This window comes from Streptomyces sp. NPDC001515 (assembly GCF_053597115.1).
On the sequence record NZ_JBSFHN010000029.1, the window covers coordinates 42,536 to 60,032 of the forward strand.

A 17,497-nucleotide genomic window follows, 5' to 3' on the forward strand; every position below is an offset into this window, starting at 1 on the left:
GGGGGGGCGGCGCCGGCGCCCGCGCCGCCCCCGCCCCCCCGCCCCGGCCGGTGTGCGCCCGCTCGGCGCCCGGCCCGTGGCGACCCTCCTCGTGACCTGCGAGGACGGACAGGCGGCGCGCCCGGTGGAGGGTGCGGGGGAGGGGCGTACGCGCCCGGCGGAGCCCCGCCCGGGGACCCGCGTACGTCCCGGACGGCGGCGGTGCCCGCGCGCCCCCGCGCAGGTGGCGACCGCTCGTTACACCTGTGTGAAGAATTCCGTCCGGGACCCCGGGCCCCGCACGGGCCGCAGCGGGTGCAGGGCCCTCCGGCCGCCGGACCGGGCATTGTCCGGCCCCGCGTCAGGGGCTAACGTGACCGGCCATCACCCGGCACCGGCGGCACCGCCGCGGGGCCGACGACCCGGGACTGCGAGGTGACGGACGTGCGGACGCGACACCGGGGCGAGCGCGCGGTCCGTCCGCCCCGCCACGGCCGGACCTTCGATCTGCGCGTCCTGCGTCGCCACGTCGACCTCCTGCGGGTGAGCAGCGCGCTGTGTCCCACGGAGCGCGTGGCCCGCTGACCCGAGGCGGCACCCCCGCCCGTACCTCCGCGCCCGCGCCGCGTGACCGCCGTGACCGGTGCGCGTGTTCCGACTGCCGTGGGACGGCCGGCGCGCCGCCGCCGAGGCCGCCGCGCCCGTCCCCTCCACCGCCGTGCGCTCCCTGTCCACCCCGGGCACTTCAGCCCGCCGCGTACGCCGACTCAAACGGTGCCCCGGCCCCGTTCACCCGCCGCGACCCCTTCCGGAGGCTGCTTTCCATGACCCGATTCGACGCCGCCCGCCCCGGCGGCCTGCTGCTCGCCGTCGAGGCGGACGGTGACGGTGCCCACCCCGCCGCCTGGCGCCACGCGGGCCGGCCGCCGGGCGAGGTGCTGACACCCCGGGCGCTCCGGCAGGTCGTCGCCGCGGCCCAGGACGCGGGGTTCGCCCTGGTCACCTTCGACGACACACCGCTGCCGCCCGCCACCGGCCCCGGTCCGGCCGGCCGGGTGGAGGCCGGGACGCGGGCGGCGTACGCCTCGCGGCTCACCGACCGCATCGGTCTCGTGCCGACCCTGCACGTCACGACGACCGAACCGTTTCACCTGGCCACCCAGCTGGCGAGTCTGGACCACGCCTCGGACGGCAGGGCCGGCTGGCTGGTCGGCGCCGCGTCCGGCGAGGACGCCCTGGCCACGGTCGGGACGCCGGCGCGGTCCGCCCGGGAACTGCACCGGGAGATCACCGATGTCATCGACGCCGCCCGTGCCCTGTGGGACTCGTGGGAGGACGACGCGGTCATCAAGGACGTCGCCACCGGGCGCTTCCTGGACGCCGACCGCGTCCACCCCGTCGACTTCGAGGGCGCGTCCTTCACGGTCAAGGGCCCGCTCATCACACCGCGCCCGCCGCAGGGACAGGTCGTGGTCCTGGTCCCGGACGCGCTCGGCGCCGACGACCGCGCCGATGTCGTCCTGGTCGGCCGCCCCGACCCCGCCTCGGTCGCGGAGCGTGCGGCGCAGGCCCGGGAGGCGGGCGCACCCCTGGTCCTCGCCGAGGTGGAGGTCGTGCTCGACGCCGAGGGCGTGTCCGCCCGGGACCGGCTCGCGGCCCTGGACGAGGACGCCCCCTGGGGGACGACCGGGCGCCTGCGGCACATCGGCTCCGCCGCCGGTCTGGTGGACCTGCTGCGCGCACTCGCGGGCCCGGTCGACGGCGTACGGCTGCACCCCGCCGTCCTCGCCACGGATCTGCCGCTGCTGGCCGCACACGTGCTGCCCGCGCTCGCCGCCGCGGGCCTGCACCGCCCTCCGGCGCCCGGCGCCACCCTGCGCGACACGCTCGGCCTGCCCCGCCCCGCCAACCGCTTCGCCGCCGCCGCGGCGCGGACCCTCTGAGGTGAACGCGATGACCACGAGCCGCACCCCGCAGGACCCCCGGCCCCTGCTCCATCTCGGCGTGTTCTACACCGGCGTCGGCCCGCAGCTGATCTGGACCGACCCCGGCACGCCCTCGCACACCGCCGTCGACACCTTCGTCGACATCGCGCAGACCCTGGAACGAGGCCTGTTCGACGCGTTCTTCCTCGGCGAGGGACTGCGTGTACGGGAGAACCGCGGGCGCGTCTTCGACCTGGACGTCGCCGGCCGCCCCGACGCCGTCACGCAACTGTCCGCGCTCGCCGCCGTCACCGAGCGGATCGGCCTCGTGGCGACACAGAACACCACGTACAACTACCCCGCAGACCTGGCCCGCCGCCTCGCCTCGCTCGATCTGCTGTCCGAGGGCCGCGCCGGCTGGAACGTCGTCACCACGGACAACGCCTGGACCGGAGCCAACTTCCGGCACGGCGGCTGGCTGGAGCACGAGCGGCGCTACGACCGCGCCCGGCAGTTCGTCGAGGCGGCGAAGGAGCTGTGGGCGTCCTGGGATCCCGACGCGGTGGCCACCGACGGGCGGGCCGCCGCCTGGGCCGCGCCGGGCGCCGTCCGTACGGTCGAACGGGACGGCGACCTCGTACGCCTGCGCGCCACCGCGACCGTCCCCGCCAGCCGCCAGGGGCGCCCCGTGCTGTTCCAGGCGGGCGACTCGGACGGCGGCCGGGAGCTGGCGGCGCGCCACGCGGACGTGGTGTTCTCCTCCCACACCGCGTACGAGAAGGCCGTCGCCTACGCGGAGGACCTGCGCCTGCGCCTGGCCCGGTACGGCCGTTCGCCGGATTCGCTGCGGATCCTGCCGGGCACGAGCGTCGTGCTCGGCGACACCGCCGCCGAGGCCGAGGAGAAGGCGCGCTGGGTGCGGAACGAGCAGGTCAACGGGGTGCGTGCCCTGGCGTATCTGGAGCAGTACTGGGGGACGGACCTGTCGGGCTACGACCCGGACGGCCCGCTGCCCGACATCGAACCCGACACGAACGAACTCGACCCGTCCCGGGGCACGCTGGCGATCGAACTGCGCAGCGGCAAGGCCGCCCTCATCCGGAAGTGGCGCGAGCACGCCGCCGAACGCGGCCTGTCGATCACGGAGCTGGTACGGGAGGTGTCGGCGGGACACGCGTCGTTCGTCGGCACCCCGTCATCGGTCGCGGACACGTGGGCCCACTACGTCCGCACCCGCGCCGTCGACGGGTTCAACATCCTTCCGCATCTGCTGCCCGTCTCGGTGACGGACATCGTGGACCGGCTCGTCCCCGAACTCCAGGAACGGGGCGTCTACCGCACCGAGTACCGGGGCACGACGCTGCGCGACCACCTCGATCTGCCCCCCGTCACGGGCTGAGCCGGGAACGGGGCGGCGACGGCTCAGGAGGGTCCCGGGCCCTCGGCCGCACCGCCGAGGGGCCAGGAGACGATGTCGCGGTAGCGGATCGGTGCGGGGCCGCGCGGATCGCCGCTGCCGACGAGGTGCAGACGCTCGGCGTTCCAGGCGCGGCCGGAGAACCCGGCGAGGTCCGCCGCGAGGGTGCTCACCGTGGAGAGGTCGCCGCGCCGGGCGCGCGCCAGTGTCAGGTGGGGGCGCAACACCCGGTCCCCGGCCGGGACTCCGCACTCCCCGACCGCGGAGCGCACGGCGTCGGCGAGCCGGTGCAGCGCCTCCAGCTCCCCGTCGACGCCGCTCCACAGCACCCGCTCGTCGAAGGTCCCGCTGCCGCGCAGCGCCAGCCGGGGCGGCCGGTGGACCCCGGCGACCCGGGCGAGGGGCGCGCAGAGCCGGGGGACCAGGTCCGCCGCCACCTCACCGAGGAAGGCCAGGGTGAGATGCCAGTCCTCGACCCGGTTCCAGCGCAGGCGCGGATGGGTCGCGTAGGCGGGGCGGAGGCGCCGGACCAGTTCCTCCTTCGCGGGGTCGGGAGGGGCCAGGGCGACGAACACCCGCAGCCGCGCGGGCGGGGTCCCGTCGCTCACCCGGCGGCGTCCCTCGTGCCCTGCGCCGTGGCCGGCGGAGCGTCCGCGCCGTACCGCAGGCCGTCGACGAGCAGGGTGATCATGCGCGCGGTGTACTCCTCGTCGTCGGGCGCGAGCAGATCGCCGACGGCGCGCAGCAGATCGAAGGGCCGGACGTCCGCGCGGATGCCCCCCGAACCGGCGGCGGTCTCGACCAGCTCCGTCACCACCGGGACGAACCGGTCCCGGAAGTAGGCGGGCAGGCTCTCGTAGGCGGGGTCGCCCGAGTGGAGAACGGCCTTCAGGCCGCGTTTGGCGGCCACGAACTGCGCGAACCGGTGCAGCCAGCGGGACAGCGCCTCGACCGGCTCGTACTGCTCGGCGAGGACCGGGGCGGCCTCGGCGCAGGCGTCGACCTCGTGGCGGAAGACGGCCGTGATCAGGTCGGAGCGCTGCGGGAAGTGCCGGTAGAGGGTGCCCGCCCCCACACCGGCCCGTGCGGTGATCCGGCGCACGGGAGCGTCCACGCCGTCCGTCGCGAACACCTCGGCGGCGGCCGTCAGCAGGGCGTCCAGGTTGCGCTGGACATCGGGTCGCACGCGGCGGGCGGCCGGTTCCCCGGCAGGACTGTCAGGCATGGCGGATTCCCTTTTGCGATCCGGAACGATGTTCCGTATTCTCGTTGCTGAACGGCGTTCCGGTTTCATTCTAACCGGGCCCGCACCAGGACGGCCCGACGCCGTCCTCCCCCGACAGCCTGGGCCGATGGGCCCGCGGCGCGGGCCGTACGGCCCGCCCCACAGCCGTCCGCCGGCCCCGCCGCGCGGTCGTGCCGTGCAGCTTCCAGAAGTGGGTACCCCCATGTCCGAATCAGTTCCGTCCGCCCGCCGGCGCGACACCGGCGGCGGCAGCCGCGCGGGTGCCGAGACCCGTCCGGGCCCCGGCGCGTCCACGGCCGCCGGCCCCGATCCGAAGCGCTGGAAAGCGCTGATCTTCATCGCCCTGGCCCAGTTGATGGTGGTCCTCGACGCCACCATCGTGAACATCGCCCTGCCCTCCGCCCAGCAGGACCTCGGGATATCGGACGGCAACCGCCAGTGGGTCATCACCGCCTACGCCCTGGCCTTCGGCGGGCTGCTGCTGTTCGGCGGCCGCGTCGCCGACCTCTGGGGCCGCAAGCGGGCCTTCCTCGTCGGCCTGACCGGCTTCGCCGCCGCCTCCGTGCTCGGCGGCACCGCCACCGGCGAGGCCATGATGCTCGGTGCCCGCGCCCTGCAGGGCGTCTTCGGCGCCCTCCTCGCCCCGGCCGCGCTCTCCTTGCTCGCCGTGACGTTCACCGAGGCCAGGGAACGCGCCAAGGCCTTCGGTATCTACGGCGCGATCGCCGGTGGTGGCGGTGCCGTCGGCTTCATCCTCGGCGGCACCCTCACCGAGTACCTGAACTGGCGCTGGACGTTCTTCGTCAACGTCCCCTTCGCGATCGCCGCCGCCCTGGGCGCGTTCCTCGTGATCCGTGAACCGGCCGGCGGGCGCAACCGTTCGCCGCTCGACATCCCGGGCGTCCTCCTCTCCAGCCTCGGCCTGGTCGGTCTGGTCTACGGATTCACCCGCGCCGAGTCCGCCGGCTGGTCCGACCCGCTCACGCTCGGCCTGTTCGCCGCATCGGCGGTGCTCCTCGCCGCCTTCCTGGTGACGGAGTCGCGGGTCGCGGCCCCGCTGCTGCCCCTGCGCGTCCCGGCCGACCGCAACCGGGGAGGCGTCTACCTCTCGCTCGGCCTCGCCGTCATCGCGATGTTCGGCACCTTCCTGTTCCTGACCTACTACCTGCAGATCGTCAAGGGATACACCCCGGTCAGGACCGGTCTGGCCTTCCTCCCGATGGTCGCCGGCATGATCACCGGCTCCACCCAGATCGGCGCCCGGCTGATGACCCGGGTTCCGCCGAGGCTGCTCATGGGACCGGGCTTCCTCGTCGCGGCGACGGGCATGCTGCTCCTCACCCGGATGGACATCGGCAGCTCGTACGCCGGTCTCGTCCTGCCCGGCCTGCTGCTGCTCGGACTCGGCATGGGCACCGCGTTCATGCCCGCGATGTCACTGGCCACCCATGGGGTCGAGCCGCGTGACGCCGGGGTCGCGTCCGCCATGGTCAACACCTCGCAGCAGGTCGGCGGCGCCATCGGCACGGCGCTCCTGAACACCGTGGCCGCCTCCGCCACCACCGCTTATCTCAGCGCGCACGCGACGGACGCCACCACCCCCGCCGCCCGCGAACTGGTCGGCGCGCGGGCCATGGTGGAGGGCTACGCCACGGCCACCTGGTGGGCGGTGGGCATTCTCGTCCTCGCCGCGACCCTCGCGCTGACGCTCATCCGCGCCGGACATCAGGGCGGCCCGGCCGCGGGCCCGAGCACGGCCGACGGCGCCCGCGAGGAGGACCGCGTTCCCGTCGTCAGCCACTGACCGGAAGGCCGTGACCGGGCCCGCCGGCGCCGGCCCCCGTCGTCGCACCCCCGCCGTCGCGGAACCGGCGGGGGTGCGGCTTCGCCGTTCAGGACTGCTCCTCCCACTCCACCCTGAACGGCCCGGACGCGGCCGCGACGCACGCGGTCGCGTCGGAGGCCCGGCCCGCCGCCAGCCCCGCCGCGCAGAGCCGGCCGCCGCTCTCCCTCAGGTCGAGGTGGAAGCGCGTGCCGGTCTCGTCCTGTCTGAGGCCGTGGATGTGCGCGTCGATGTAGCCGAGGCGGTTGAGGGCCGCGCGAACCGTGGCGGGCGTGGGCTCGTCGATCTCCTGGAGCGCCACGATCAGGCGCTGCGCATGGTTGGCCCCGGTGCACCAGTCACGGGGGTTCAGCTCCGTCTCGGGACCGGGGGTCACCCCGGGCTCGAACGGTGCGGCCGGAGGAGTCCCGCCGGGTGCCACCTCCGGCTCCGGCTCGACCGGCTCCGGAACCGGAGGCGCCACCGGGTCCCCGCCCGGCGCCGGGCACTGCCGCCCGAACGTGTCGAGCATCTTCTCGAACGCCGCCTGCTCGGCGGAAGGCTGCGCCGCACTCGCGTCCGCGACGCTCCTGGCGCGGGGCGCGTCCTTCGCGGCACCGCCGTGCGTCTCCGTCCCGCAGCCGGTGAGCGCGAGGGCGGCGGCCAGGCCGGTGGCGGTGAGAAGGGCACGGCGCGAGGAGGTGAAAGCCCTGGCGGACGCGGTGAAGGAGGTGCGGTTCTGTGTCATGGGGAGAGTCTCCGTCCCGTGTTCCGCCGGCCGCGTGAGTACGCATACTCACTCGTACGGGTGATCGACTTACGGTGAGGTGTTCCAGCGCACCAGGTGGGGCGGTGCCACGGACGTCGCGCCGCCGGGCCGGCCGACGACGGAGGCCCGGACAAGGGGCCGCGCACCGGGCTGTCGGCGCCTCAGGACGTGGGCCGCGCACCGGGCGTGTGCCCGAACGCGCGACGGAAGACGTCGATGAAGGTGCTGGCCGACGACCAACCGCAGCGGTGGGCGACGGTGGTGACGGGCAGACCCTCGGCCAGCAGGACGAGGGCGTGATGCAGCCGCAGTTGGGTACGCCACTGAGGGAACGTCAGCCCGAGATCGGCACGGAGCCGGCGCGAGAGCGTACGGGACCCTGCCCCGATCTGCCGGCCGAGCGCGTCCAGGCCGCGGGCGTCCGACGGGTCGGCGAGCAGAATCGCGTGCAGTGCGCGGAGCAGCGGATCGGTGGGGGTCGGCAGATGCAGCGGCCGCTCGGGGGAAACCGCCAGCCGGTCGAGCAGGACCGCGCGCAGCCGGCCCCGGGCGGGACTGTCGTCCTCGGGGGCGCTGGTGTAGGCGACGAGCAGTTCCCGCAGCAGCGGGCCGACCTCGATGACGGCGGGCGCGCCGAGGCCCAGCGGGTTCTCCCCGGCGGGCAGCCCGACGAAGTGCAGGTCGAGGTCGCCGTGCGCCCGATGCCGGTGGACGGTGCCGGCGGGGATCCAGAGCGCCCGGGTGGCCGGGGCGACCCACGACCCCGCGTCGGTGGTCACGGCGATCGTTCCCCGGCTCGCGTACACGATCTGGTGGTCGTCATGGCGGTGCGCGTCGATGGCGCCACCGGACGCCAGACGCTGCGTCCGGGTCGGGGCGACAGGGGTGTGGCGGACGTTCTGCATCACCTGGCAATTTATCGAAAGCGCGACACCCGCCGCGGATTCCAGCATGAACGGGTGCGCAGAAACACACACATCACCCTGCTGTCCGTGGGCCATGCCTGCGTCGACCTCTACCAGGGCGCCGTCGCGGCGCTCATCCCCTACTTCGTGGCCGAACGCGACTACTCCTACGCCGTCGCCTCCGGCATCGTGCTCGCCGCGTCCCTCCTGTCGTCGGTGGCGCAACCGGTCTTCGGCGCGCTCACCGACCGGTGGGCGATGCCCTGGCTGCTGCCGGTCAGCACCCTGCTGGGCGGCGTCGGCATCGGACTCAGCGGCCTCGGCGGCTCGTACGGACTCACCCTGTTCTTCGTCGCCGTCTCCGGCGTCGGAGTCGCCGCCTACCACCCGGAATCCGCCCGGGTGGCCCGGCTCGTCACCCGGGGCAGCCACAGCGCGATGGGCTGGTTCTCCCTCGGCGGGAACATCGGCTTCGCCCTCGCGCCGCTCTTCGTCGCCGCCGCGATCGGCCACGGCTCGCTGCGCTGGACACCGGTCCTGGTCCTGCCCGCCCTGGCCGGCACGGCCCTGTGCGTCCCCGTCCTCCGCGCCCTGGCCGGACCCGCGACAGGCCCGGCGGCCCGGACCGTGCCGAGGAGCGCCGACGACGTGTCCTCGTTCCTCCGGCTCTCGCTCGCCGTCGTCTTCCGCTCCGTCGTCTTCACCGGCCTGAGCACCTTCATCTCCCTGTACGCCACCCAGCGCACCGGGGGCGGTGCCGCGGCCGGCACGCTCGCCCTGTTCCTGCTGTTCCTCGGCGGCGCGGTCGGCTCGGTCGTCGGCGGGTCCCTGGCCGAACGCTTCGACCGCGTCCAGGTCTCCCGCTGGTCCTACCTGCTCTCGATCGCCGCCGTCGCCGGGGTGGTCTGGGTGCCGGGCCCGGCCCTCCATCTCTTCGTGGCCCTCACCTCCGCCGGTCTGTACGTCCCCTTCTCGCTCCAGGTCACGCTGGGCCAGGACTATCTGCCCTCCCGCGTCGGCACCGCGAGCGGGGTGACCCTCGGACTCACCGTGAGCATCGGCGGCCTCGTCAGCCCGCTGCTGGGACACCTCGCCGACTCCGCGTCCCTGCGGACGGCGCTGACGCCGCTGATCGCCATGCCCGTCCTGAGCTGGCTGCTCTTCCGCACCCTCCCCGAACCGCCCGTGCGCGGCCCCGAACCGTCCGTGGCCGCAGACGCCGCCGGAGCAGGGGCACGGGCCGCCGAGGGCCCGGGGACGGCGGCGGCGTCCCCAGTACAGTAAGACGACGGAAGAAGCGACGACCGGGGTGCCGACCCCACGGTCCGCGACGGCGACAGGGCGGTAGCAGCATGGCGGAGGACGGCGGCGATCCCCGGCGCCCGCACGGCGGACTCGTCGCGGACGTACTGGCCGTGCTGTGGGCGGCCGAGGAACCGCTCACCCCGCAGCAGATCAAGACCGCGCTCGACCGCGACCTCGCCAGGACCACCGTGACGACCATCCTTTCCCGGCTCCACGAGAAGGGCACCGTCGTGCGCACCCGCGCCGGCCGGGGCTTCGCCTACGCCGCTGCCGACGACCCGGCGGGACTCGCGGCCGGACGCATGCACCGGGAGCTGGACCGCGAACCCCAGCGCGACCTGGTCCTCAAACGGTTCGTCTCGGCGCTCTCCGGCGAGGACGAGGCGGCCCTGCGCCGCCTGCTCATGAGCGCGGAGGACGGGGCGTGACCCTGGTCCTCGCCCTGGTCACGGCCGCTCTGGTCCTGCCGTGGGGCGGGGCGGCCGCCACTCGCCGGCTGGCCGCCCTCCTGCCGCCCAGGGAGGCGAGCCTGGCCGTGACCGGTGCCGCCGTCCTCCTGGCCGGCGGCACCGCGGCCGCCCTCGTCGGACTCTTCCACGTACCGTTCCTCGCGGCCCACGACTACCTCCCGCTCGCCCGTGTGGCCGCCGCGTGGCCGGCCGTCGTCCCGGTGGCCGCCGTGGCCGGAGCCGTACTGGCGTGTCAGGCGGTCCTGGTGGCCCGCCGCTGGCGCGCACACCGCTCCCTGCTCGCCCGCACCTGGGACGGCGCCGGGGGAGCGGTGGCCGACGGGGACCTGCTGGTGGTGCGCGACGCGGACCCGCGCGCGTTCGCCCTGCCGGGGCGGCGCGGGCGCGGCGGGCGCGTCGTGGTGACCACCGGCATGCTCAGGGCCCTGGCCCCCGCCCAGCGCGAGGTCCTCCTCGGCCACGAACGCGCCCATCTGCGCGCCCGCCACGACCTCCTCTCCCTCACGGCCCATCTGGCCGCCGCCGTGCACCCGGCGCTCCGGCCGCTCGGCACGGACCTCGACTTCCACCTGGAGCGCTGGGCCGACGAGGACGCGGCGGCCGAGGTCGGCGACCGCCGTCTCGCCGCCACCGCGATCGCCCGCGCGGCCCTGGCGGTCACGCCGCGCACCGCGCCCGGTCGCGTCAGGGCGCCGCTCCTCTCGGTCAGCACCGGCCCGGTCCCGCAGCGCGTCGAGGCCCTGCTGCGCCCGAGGCCGGTCCTGCCGGCGAGCCGGGCCACCCGCGCGGTCGCGGCCGGCCTCGTCACGGCGGTCGCCGGATCGGCCCTGCTCGCCGTGGCCCTGGCCTACGGACTGCACGAGTACGTCGAGTTCGCCGTCGGCGTGGTCCGCTGAGGGACCTACCCCGGTGCCCGCACGCGGGCGCGGCGCGGTCGTGGGCGCACCCGGAGCCGGTACGCCGTCACGCCTGCCGGCCGGGGCCTGCGCCCGGCTCCGGCATCAGGCACGGGGAGCCCCGCGAGGCGACCCGAGGACGGAGTAGGTCCCCGCACCGGCCGCCAGCACGATCACACAGCCGGCGAAGACCAGTCCGGCCTCGCGCAGCCCGAGCCAGGTGGCCAGCGCGCCGACCCCGACCACGGGGAGCGAGATCCCGGTGTACGCGACGACGAAGAACGCGGAGATGGTGCCGCCCCGGTGCGCGGCGGGTGCCGCCTCGCCCACCAGGGTGAGGGCCGCGCGGAAGGACAGTCCCTGTCCGGTGCCGCCGCACACCGCCCCGAGCACCAGCAGCGGCAGGGACTCGGCGATCAGCGACGCCGCCACCAGCGCCAGGCCGACGACGAGGACGGCGCAGCCGAGGGGCAGCGCGCGGCGCACGCCCACGCGCCGGGTCAGCGACTGACCGGCGGTCGAGGCCAGGAACACCGAGAAGACGACCGCACCGATCACCGCGAGGTTGTGCACGCCGAGGGTCTTCGCGGCGAAGCTCGGCGCGACGGCCGTGAACAGCCCGAGCAGCGCGAACCCGGCGAACGCCGCCAGCGACGCCCGGACGAACACGCCCTTCATCCCGGCCGGCACCGCGATGCCCTGAGGCGTCGGCCGGGCCCGGCGTCGCGGATGCGGCACCGTCTCCGGCAGACACCGGGCGACGGCGCCGGCCACCGCGACCAGACCGAGATGGACCCAGAAGGGGGCGGTCAGGGGCCAGGGGGTGTACTCGGCAAGGAACCCGGACAGCAACGGTCCGCAGCCGAGGCCGCCCATGTTCGCGGCCGTCGCGGCGAACGCGGCGCGCGCGGAGTGCCGGGGACCGGCGAGTTCCAGGACCGCGGCCGTCGCCGCACCGCTCAGCAGCCCGGCCGCGGCACCGGACAGCAGCCGCCCCGCGAACAGCCACGGCAAGCCGTTCTCCAGCAGGTAGCAGCCCGCACTGGCCGCCGAGAACGCCATCGCGCCCAGGAGGACGGGTCTGCGGCCGACCGTGTCCGAGTAGTTGCCCGCCACCAGCAGCACCGTGATCACCGCGAGCGCGTACACGGCGAAGACGACGGTCACCATCAGCTCGGAGAAGCCGATCTGCCGCTGGTACAGCCCGTACAGGGGGGTGGGAAGCGTCGTTCCGGCCATCCCGACGGCGAACACGGCCGCGGCGGCGGCATAGCCGGGCCGCCACCGGCTGCCCGAGGACGACGAGGCGGTATCGGCAGGAACGATCACCGCATCACCTTACGAGCGCCACCTGCGGGCCGCGCGCCCCTCGACGGGCCGTGTCCGGGGGAGGGGAGCGGGAAGCCCCCCTCGCATGGGGGAGCCCGTTCCCTCCCGCGAGGGAGGCCCGACCGCCCGGGCGGCCGGGATCGTGGAATCGGGCCCCACTTCGGGCGGTCCCGTGGAGCACCCGCTCCATGACCTCGCGGGTAATCGCGTCCTGCCCGCGAGAACGGCACCGTAGTACTCGCACCGCACACACCGCACACACCGCACCCGGGACGTCCGTAGGGCCGACGGAGGCACGACGTGCGAGCGAGCGGTGAGCGACGGACCACGACATCCAAGGAGTTGGCATGTTCTTCGAGACCCCCGACGGCGTTCGCCTCGCCTACCAGGACTACGGCCAGGGCGCGCCCATCGTGTTCGTCGCCAGCTGGACCCTGAGCGGCGACATGTGGGAGTACCAGATCCCCTTCTTCGCCGAGCGAGGGTTCCGCTGCGTCGCTCTGGACCGGCGCGGGCACGGCCGTTCCGACCGCCCCTCGACCGGATACGACCTGGACACCGGCGCCGACGACCTGGCGGCGCTGCTGGACCACCTCGACCTGCGCGGTGTGACGCTGGTGGCCCACTCCATGGGCGGCGCGGAGATCGCGCGCTATCTGGCCCGCCACGGGGAGGACCGCGTCGCGCGTGCCGTGTTCGTCTCCTCCACGACCCCGTTCCTCCTGCGCACCGAGGACAATCCGGACGGTATGCCGGAGGACCGGCTGGAGGGCGTCCTCCAGGCTTTCCGGACCGACCGTCCGAAGTGGTTCGCCCGGCAGGCGCAGATGTGGTTCGCCACCCACGCCAACGAGGTCTCCCCGGCCATGGTCGACCACACCATCGCCCAGTGCCTGGCCACGTCCTCCTGGGCGGCCGCGCAGCTCTTCGCGGACGGATTCCGCACCGACCACCGGGCGGGCCTGCGCGAGATCGGCATCCCGGCCCTGGTCGTCCACGGCACCATCGACTCCATGGCCGCGATCGCCCTGACCGGCCGGCGCACCGCCGAACTGATACCCGGTGCGGTCCTCAAGGAGTACCCGACGGCCAGCCACGGTCTGTACATCACGCACAAGGACCAGCTCAACGCCGACGTCCTGGAGTTCATCAAGGCATGACCGCTCCCGGAACGGCGCTGAAGGCCGGACAACCCGCAGGACGCGCCGCCTTCCGCAGGAACCGGGCAGCGGCGCGGGAAGCCGCCGCCGACCGCCTGCGGCGGGGCAGCGCCGCGACGACCTGCGCCGAAGCGCCTCGGGACGGCCGAGCGACCGCGTCTGCCCCTTCCAGCTCTTCTTGCGGCGACGCGGTGACGTTCGTCGTCACGGGTGAGGAGGGGCGGGCGGACGAGGATCTGGCCTGCGCCCGGTACATCGCGGCACGCGCCACGGGCACCGGGGCCGGCAGCGCGGAGTACGTCCGCCGGGCCGCCGGTTCGCGGGCCGCCGCCGAGCTGGCGACGGGCGTGCGCCGGGGGGTCCACCCCGATGACATCGCCCTCTGCCTGGAGGTCGACCGCTTCGCCTTCGCCATGGTGGCGGCGCCCGAGGGCGCGCTCACGGTGCTGCGTCCGCACGGCGCGCCGCATCCGTAACTCTCGGAGGAAGCCCGCCGTCTCGGCTCGTGTCACGTCCCGCCGACCGCCGCGCCCTCGTCCTGGGTGTTCTCCGCCTCGTACCGCCGGGTGTGCTCGGCGCGTGGGAGCAGCAGGGGGGTGGCCAGGACGAGGAGCCCCACGACGGCGAGCGCGGTGCGCGGGCCGGTCGCGTCGGCGAGGAGCCCGGCGAGCGCGGTCAGCGCGGCGACGGCCGCCTGCTGGCCCACCGACCAGGCCGTCAGTGTGCGGGCCACGAGGTCCTTCGGGGTGTGCTGCAACCGGTACGTGGCGAGGACCGGCGTGTACAGGCTCATGTGGATGATGATCGCCAGTTCGACAGCGATCACGGTGACGAGACCGGTGACGCCGGGGCGGACGAAGACCAGGCCGATCAGCCAGACGGTGCGCAGGGTGCCCACGGTACGGAAGACCGCGTGGCGTCCGTAGCGGTCGACGACACGGCGGGCCAGCCGGGAACCGATGAGCCCGCCGACGCAGGGCAGCGCGAACGCGAGTCCGTACTGCCAGGGGGAGAAGCCGAGTGTACGGATGAGGAGCACGGCCAGCACCGGTTCGGTGGCCATGATCAGACCGGAGACGAGCAGCTGATTGAGGTACAGTGCCCGCAGCACCGGATGGCTCAGGATGTGGCGCCAGCCGTCCAGGAGGGCGCCCGCCCGCGTCCGGCTCCTCCCCGCCCCGTCCGGCGGGTCCTCCCGGCCACCGATCGCCGCGATGCCCAGGGCGGAGAGCAGATAGCTGAGCGCGTCGGCGAGCACGGTGACCACGGGACCGAACACGCCGATCGCCGCCCCGCCCAGGGGCGGCCCCACCGCGATGGAGCTCCAGTTCGTGGACTCGAAGCGCGCGTTGGCGACGAGAAGGTCGTCCGGCCGTACGAGCGCCTTGAGGAAGGCGCCGCTCGCCGCGTTGAACGCGATCCTGGACGTGGCCACCAGCGCCGAGACCACGAGCAACTGAACGAAGCCGAGCCGGCCGCACGCGTACGCGACCGGAATCGACGCCATCGCCGCGAACCGGGCCAGATCCGCCGCGATCATGACCGGGCGCTTGCGCCGGTACTCCACCCACGGCGCGAGCGGCAACGCCAGCAGCGCTCCCACCGCCGGCCCCACCGCCGAGAGCGCGGACACCTCGGCGGGTCCCGCGTGCAGCACCAGCACGGCGATCAGCGGGAAGGCCCCGAACCCCAGCCCCGAACCGTAGGCGCTCACCGCGTACGCCGCCCACAACCAGCCGAACCGCCGGCCCAGGCGTCTCCTGCCCCACACCCTGACGCGCTCCTCGTGATCGCCGTACAAACAGACGTTGACCGAGGAGAGCTAACCGACCACCCCACGCACAGGTCAAACAACCGTTCCACCCGTGATCCACAACCACACGTTGTTCACTACTCTGAGCCGTCATGGACCTCGAAGCCGTACGCACCTACGTCGCCGTGGCCGAAGCCGGCCAGTTCCAGAAAGCCGCGACGGACCTCGCCATCACCCAGCAGGCCGTCTCCAAGCGCATCGCCGCCCTGGAGCGCGATCTCGGCGTCCGCCTGTTCACCCGCACGGCCCGGGGCGCCGAGCCGACGATCGACGGACAGGCGTTCCTGCCGCACGCGCGCGAGCTGCTGCGCACCGCCGAGCGCGCCGCCGCCTCGGTGCGCACCGACCGCCGTCCGCTGCGCGTGGACGTGATCAACTCGCGCGGCGCCTCCTCCGGCCTGCTGCGGGACTTCCACCGCGCCCATCCCGGGATCGACCTGGACGTGCTGATGCTGGTCGACATCGAGCAGGCCCTCACCGCCGTCCGCTCCGGCGTGATCGACGCCTCCTTCCGCGCGGTCGGCGCACCGGGACGGCCCCTTCCCGACGGCCTGGAGTCCGTCCGGGTGGTCGACGAGCCCCTGGAGTTCTTCACCGGCCCCGCCCACGCGCTGGCGGACGCCCCGTCCGTGACCCTCTCCCGGCTCGTGGGACACCGGATCTGGATCCCGGGCATCACGCCCGGCACCGAATGGGGCGCGTACTACGACGACCTCGCGGCCGAGTACGGCCTGACGATCGAGGCGACCGGCCCGAACTTCGGCTCCGACGCCCTGCTCGACACCCTCGCGGACACCCCCGCCCTGGGCACCTTCATGGGCGGACTGACCCGTCTGATCTGGCCCGCCTCCTACGGACTCAGGCGCATCCCCGTGATCGACCCGACTCCCGTCTACCCGCATTCGCTCGTCTGGCGCCGCGACAACCCCCACCCGGCCCTGGCCGCCCTCCGCTCCCATCTGACCGCCACGGCGACCGGCCTCGACGCCGACGGCACCTGGGTCCCGGGCTGGGTCCGCCCGCGCTGACGCGAACTCCCCCTCGGGGACGGGTTTCTGGACGTGGGCGCGGCGGTCCGGTCGCGCCCATTGCCGAGGCTCGCGCGCCTCGCTATGTTAATCAAAAATCACATCTGTGTGACCACGCTTGCCAGGCGGGAAGCCGCTCAACCGGCGCTGTTCAGAGGCAATCCCCAGCCATCTGACTCGACACGGAAGCAGGTAAGTCAATGGGAAATCTCAGCAGGCGACAGGCGCTCTCGCTCGGAGTCGCGCTCGGGCTCGTCGGTGCCGCGGGCACCGCGCCCGCTTGGGCGTCGACCGGGACGGCCGCGGACGCCGATGCGGGAACGGGCCCGGAGTGGATCTGGGACGACAAGGCCGATCCCCTGATGGTGTCGATGATCGAGGGTGGCCATGTGCCCGCGATCAACACGGCCTGGGCCTCCTGGGTCAACAACAACGACCCGCTGCCCAGCGGACTGCCGCCCGAGTTCGCCGCGTACCTCCAGGACGTCAACCGGCTGCCCGCCTGGGCCGATCCGGCCAAGCTGACCCGGGCCGCGGACTTCAACCGGCGCAGGGACCTCTACCTCTTCATGCTGTACGGGCTGGGCAGCGGCATCATGAGCACCGTGATCCCGCGCGAGGCCAAGAGCGTCTACTGGTCCGCGGGCGGCGCGCACATGCAGGACCGCGCGGCCAAGACGTTCACCTTCGGCTACGACCTGTCCCAGCTGGGGGCGTTCGAACCGAGGGGCCAGTTCGTCGTCACCGCCAACAAGACCCGCGTGGTGCACGCCGCCGTGCGCCACCTGCTGCCGCAGTCGCCGCACTGGCGCGCGGTCGCCGACGAGACCGTCCCCATCAGCGCCGCCGACATCCTCGTCACCTTCCACAGCCTCGGCACCTTCGTGCGCCGGAGGCTGCTCGACTGGAGGGTGCCGTTCCCGGCCGCCGATCAGGAGGCATTCCTGCACTCCTGGCAGGTCGCCATCCACCTGCTGGGTGTGCCCGACGAGCACATCCCGCAGACCTGGGCCGCCGCGGAGAAGCAGTCGGCGCAGGTCCTCACACCGATCCTCACCCCCTCGACCGAGGGCATCGCGCTCGCCGAGGAACTGCTCGGCCTGACGGCGCAGATCGACCTCGGCGTCACCCGCGGCTTCCTCAACGAGTTCGTGCGCTACGTCCTCAGCGACGACATCGGCGACTGGCTCGGCCTGAAGCGCGACTACGTCTCGGCCGCCCTGGTCCGCACGGCGTGGCCGGCGTACATCCTGTTCCGCGAGGGACTGTCGCCGGTCATGCCCGGCACGTTCTACGCCATCGACCAGATGGTGCGCGCCCTGGCCATGCTGTTCCTCAACAAGGGCTCGTCCGGAACGACCACCCCCATCACCATCCCCACCGGCAACCGGGCGGGCTGACCCGGGCCCGGCGCCCCGCCGTCCGGCCGACCG

The 17,497-nt window shown here is 74.2% G+C and carries 16 protein-coding genes and 1 pseudogene; 11 read left to right on the plus strand and 6 right to left on the minus strand.

Features of this window, described 5'->3' with window-relative positions:
* Positions 1-423 precede the first annotated feature (423 nt).
* The 3 genes from ACWCXC_RS27260 to ACWCXC_RS27270 all read left to right on the plus strand — a co-directional run bounded on the left by ACWCXC_RS27260 (position 424) and on the right by ACWCXC_RS27270 (position 3,303).
* Complete coding sequence (locus tag ACWCXC_RS27260; RefSeq protein ID WP_450890803.1) at positions 424-564, plus strand: putative leader peptide; 141 nt, start codon at positions 424-426, stop codon at positions 562-564.
* Positions 565-803: 239 nt separating this feature from the next.
* A complete protein-coding gene (locus ACWCXC_RS27265) occupies positions 804-1,922 on the plus strand; it encodes an LLM class flavin-dependent oxidoreductase (RefSeq protein WP_450685417.1) in 1,119 nt (372 codons plus the stop codon).
* 10 nt (positions 1,923-1,932) lie between these two features.
* Entirely contained in the window at positions 1,933-3,303 is a 1,371-nt protein-coding gene (locus tag ACWCXC_RS27270) for an NtaA/DmoA family FMN-dependent monooxygenase (protein WP_450890804.1), read from the plus strand.
* A gap of 23 nt (positions 3,304-3,326) precedes the next feature.
* Here the strand turns inward: ACWCXC_RS27270 and thpR are convergent, their stop codons facing one another.
* Together thpR and ACWCXC_RS27280 are read right to left on the minus strand one after the other, a co-directional pair.
* The gene (gene thpR, locus ACWCXC_RS27275) at positions 3,327-3,929 is read right to left on the minus strand and encodes an RNA 2',3'-cyclic phosphodiesterase (protein WP_450890805.1); all 603 of its coding nucleotides are present in this window, start codon (positions 3,927-3,929) and stop codon (positions 3,327-3,329) included.
* Entirely contained in the window at positions 3,926-4,546 is a 621-nt protein-coding gene (locus tag ACWCXC_RS27280) for a TetR/AcrR family transcriptional regulator (RefSeq protein ID WP_450890806.1), read from the minus strand. Before ACWCXC_RS27280 ends, thpR begins: the two co-directional genes overlap by 4 nt.
* A gap of 223 nt (positions 4,547-4,769) precedes the next feature.
* Here ACWCXC_RS27280 and ACWCXC_RS27285 point away from each other — a divergent pair, with 223 nt between their 5' ends.
* Positions 4,770-6,371, plus strand: a complete 1,602-nt coding sequence (locus tag ACWCXC_RS27285; RefSeq protein WP_450890807.1) for an MFS transporter — start codon at positions 4,770-4,772, stop codon at positions 6,369-6,371.
* Positions 6,372-6,459: 88 nt separating this feature from the next.
* On the opposite strand, the gene ACWCXC_RS27290 is transcribed toward ACWCXC_RS27285, so the two are convergent.
* Entirely contained in the window at positions 6,460-7,137 is a 678-nt protein-coding gene (locus tag ACWCXC_RS27290; RefSeq protein WP_450890808.1) for a hypothetical protein, read from the minus strand.
* A 182-nt stretch (positions 7,138-7,319) separates the two neighbouring features.
* Positions 7,320-8,063: an AraC family transcriptional regulator gene (locus ACWCXC_RS27295; RefSeq protein WP_450890809.1), complete on the minus strand. Its 744-nt coding sequence runs from the start codon at positions 8,061-8,063 to the stop codon at positions 7,320-7,322.
* Between the two features lie 54 nt (positions 8,064-8,117).
* On the opposite strand from ACWCXC_RS27295, the gene ACWCXC_RS27300 reads away from it, so the two are divergent.
* From ACWCXC_RS27300 to ACWCXC_RS27310, 3 genes are all read left to right on the plus strand, one after another.
* On the plus strand, positions 8,118-9,347 hold the full coding sequence (locus ACWCXC_RS27300; RefSeq protein WP_450890810.1) for an MFS transporter: 1,230 nt from the start codon (positions 8,118-8,120) through the stop codon (positions 9,345-9,347).
* A gap of 68 nt (positions 9,348-9,415) precedes the next feature.
* Positions 9,416-9,796 (plus strand): BlaI/MecI/CopY family transcriptional regulator, encoded by a 381-nt coding sequence (locus ACWCXC_RS27305; RefSeq protein WP_450685404.1) that lies wholly within the window; start codon positions 9,416-9,418, stop codon positions 9,794-9,796.
* Complete coding sequence (locus tag ACWCXC_RS27310) at positions 9,793-10,734, plus strand: M48 family metalloprotease (protein WP_450685405.1); 942 nt, start codon at positions 9,793-9,795, stop codon at positions 10,732-10,734. The genes ACWCXC_RS27305 and ACWCXC_RS27310 overlap by 4 nt, the downstream gene beginning before the upstream one ends.
* A gap of 105 nt (positions 10,735-10,839) precedes the next feature.
* Here the strand turns inward: ACWCXC_RS27310 and ACWCXC_RS27315 are convergent, their stop codons facing one another.
* Positions 10,840-12,063: an MFS transporter gene (locus tag ACWCXC_RS27315; protein ID WP_450685406.1), complete on the minus strand. Its 1,224-nt coding sequence runs from the start codon at positions 12,061-12,063 to the stop codon at positions 10,840-10,842.
* Between the two features lie 347 nt (positions 12,064-12,410).
* On the opposite strand from ACWCXC_RS27315, the gene ACWCXC_RS27320 reads away from it, so the two are divergent.
* Together ACWCXC_RS27320 and ACWCXC_RS27325 are read left to right on the plus strand one after the other, a co-directional pair.
* Positions 12,411-13,223 (plus strand): alpha/beta fold hydrolase, encoded by an 813-nt coding sequence (locus ACWCXC_RS27320; RefSeq protein WP_450890811.1) that lies wholly within the window; start codon positions 12,411-12,413, stop codon positions 13,221-13,223.
* A 182-nt stretch (positions 13,224-13,405) separates the two neighbouring features.
* Positions 13,406-13,699 (plus strand): annotated as a pseudogene (locus ACWCXC_RS27325) (2-phosphosulfolactate phosphatase); the annotation flags it as partial.
* Between the two features lie 32 nt (positions 13,700-13,731).
* On the opposite strand, the gene ACWCXC_RS27330 reads toward ACWCXC_RS27325, so the two are convergent.
* Entirely contained in the window at positions 13,732-14,994 is a 1,263-nt protein-coding gene (locus ACWCXC_RS27330) for an MFS transporter (protein WP_450890812.1), read from the minus strand.
* A 134-nt stretch (positions 14,995-15,128) separates the two neighbouring features.
* Here ACWCXC_RS27330 and ACWCXC_RS27335 point away from each other — a divergent pair, with 134 nt between their 5' ends.
* On the plus strand, positions 15,129-16,064 hold the full coding sequence (locus tag ACWCXC_RS27335; protein WP_450890813.1) for a LysR family transcriptional regulator: 936 nt from the start codon (positions 15,129-15,131) through the stop codon (positions 16,062-16,064).
* A 200-nt stretch (positions 16,065-16,264) separates the two neighbouring features.
* Positions 16,265-17,464, plus strand: coding sequence for an oxygenase MpaB family protein (locus ACWCXC_RS27340; RefSeq protein ID WP_450890814.1), 1,200 nt, complete (start codon positions 16,265-16,267; stop codon positions 17,462-17,464).
* Positions 17,465-17,497: the final 33 nt, after the last annotated feature.

Bases quoted from the DNA above. Each gene is read 5' to 3' on its own strand.
- ACWCXC_RS27290 (WP_450890808.1), bottom strand. From the start codon at position 7,137: ATGACACAGAACCGCACCTCCTTCACCGCGTCCGCCAGGGCTTTCACC.
- ACWCXC_RS27305 (WP_450685404.1), top strand. From the start codon at position 9,416: ATGGCGGAGGACGGCGGCGATCCCCGGCGCCCGCACGGCGGACTCGTC.
- ACWCXC_RS27270 (WP_450890804.1), top strand. From the start codon at position 1,933: ATGACCACGAGCCGCACCCCGCAGGACCCCCGGCCCCTGCTCCATCTC.
- ACWCXC_RS27295 (WP_450890809.1), bottom strand. From the start codon at position 8,063: ATGCAGAACGTCCGCCACACCCCTGTCGCCCCGACCCGGACGCAGCGT.
- ACWCXC_RS27340 (WP_450890814.1), top strand. From the start codon at position 16,265: ATGGGAAATCTCAGCAGGCGACAGGCGCTCTCGCTCGGAGTCGCGCTC.
- ACWCXC_RS27320 (WP_450890811.1), top strand. From the start codon at position 12,411: ATGTTCTTCGAGACCCCCGACGGCGTTCGCCTCGCCTACCAGGACTAC.
- ACWCXC_RS27285 (WP_450890807.1), top strand. From the start codon at position 4,770: ATGTCCGAATCAGTTCCGTCCGCCCGCCGGCGCGACACCGGCGGCGGC.
- ACWCXC_RS27280 (WP_450890806.1), bottom strand. From the start codon at position 4,546: ATGCCTGACAGTCCTGCCGGGGAACCGGCCGCCCGCCGCGTGCGACCC.
- ACWCXC_RS27335 (WP_450890813.1), top strand. From the start codon at position 15,129: ATGGACCTCGAAGCCGTACGCACCTACGTCGCCGTGGCCGAAGCCGGC.
- ACWCXC_RS27265 (WP_450685417.1), top strand. From the start codon at position 804: ATGACCCGATTCGACGCCGCCCGCCCCGGCGGCCTGCTGCTCGCCGTC.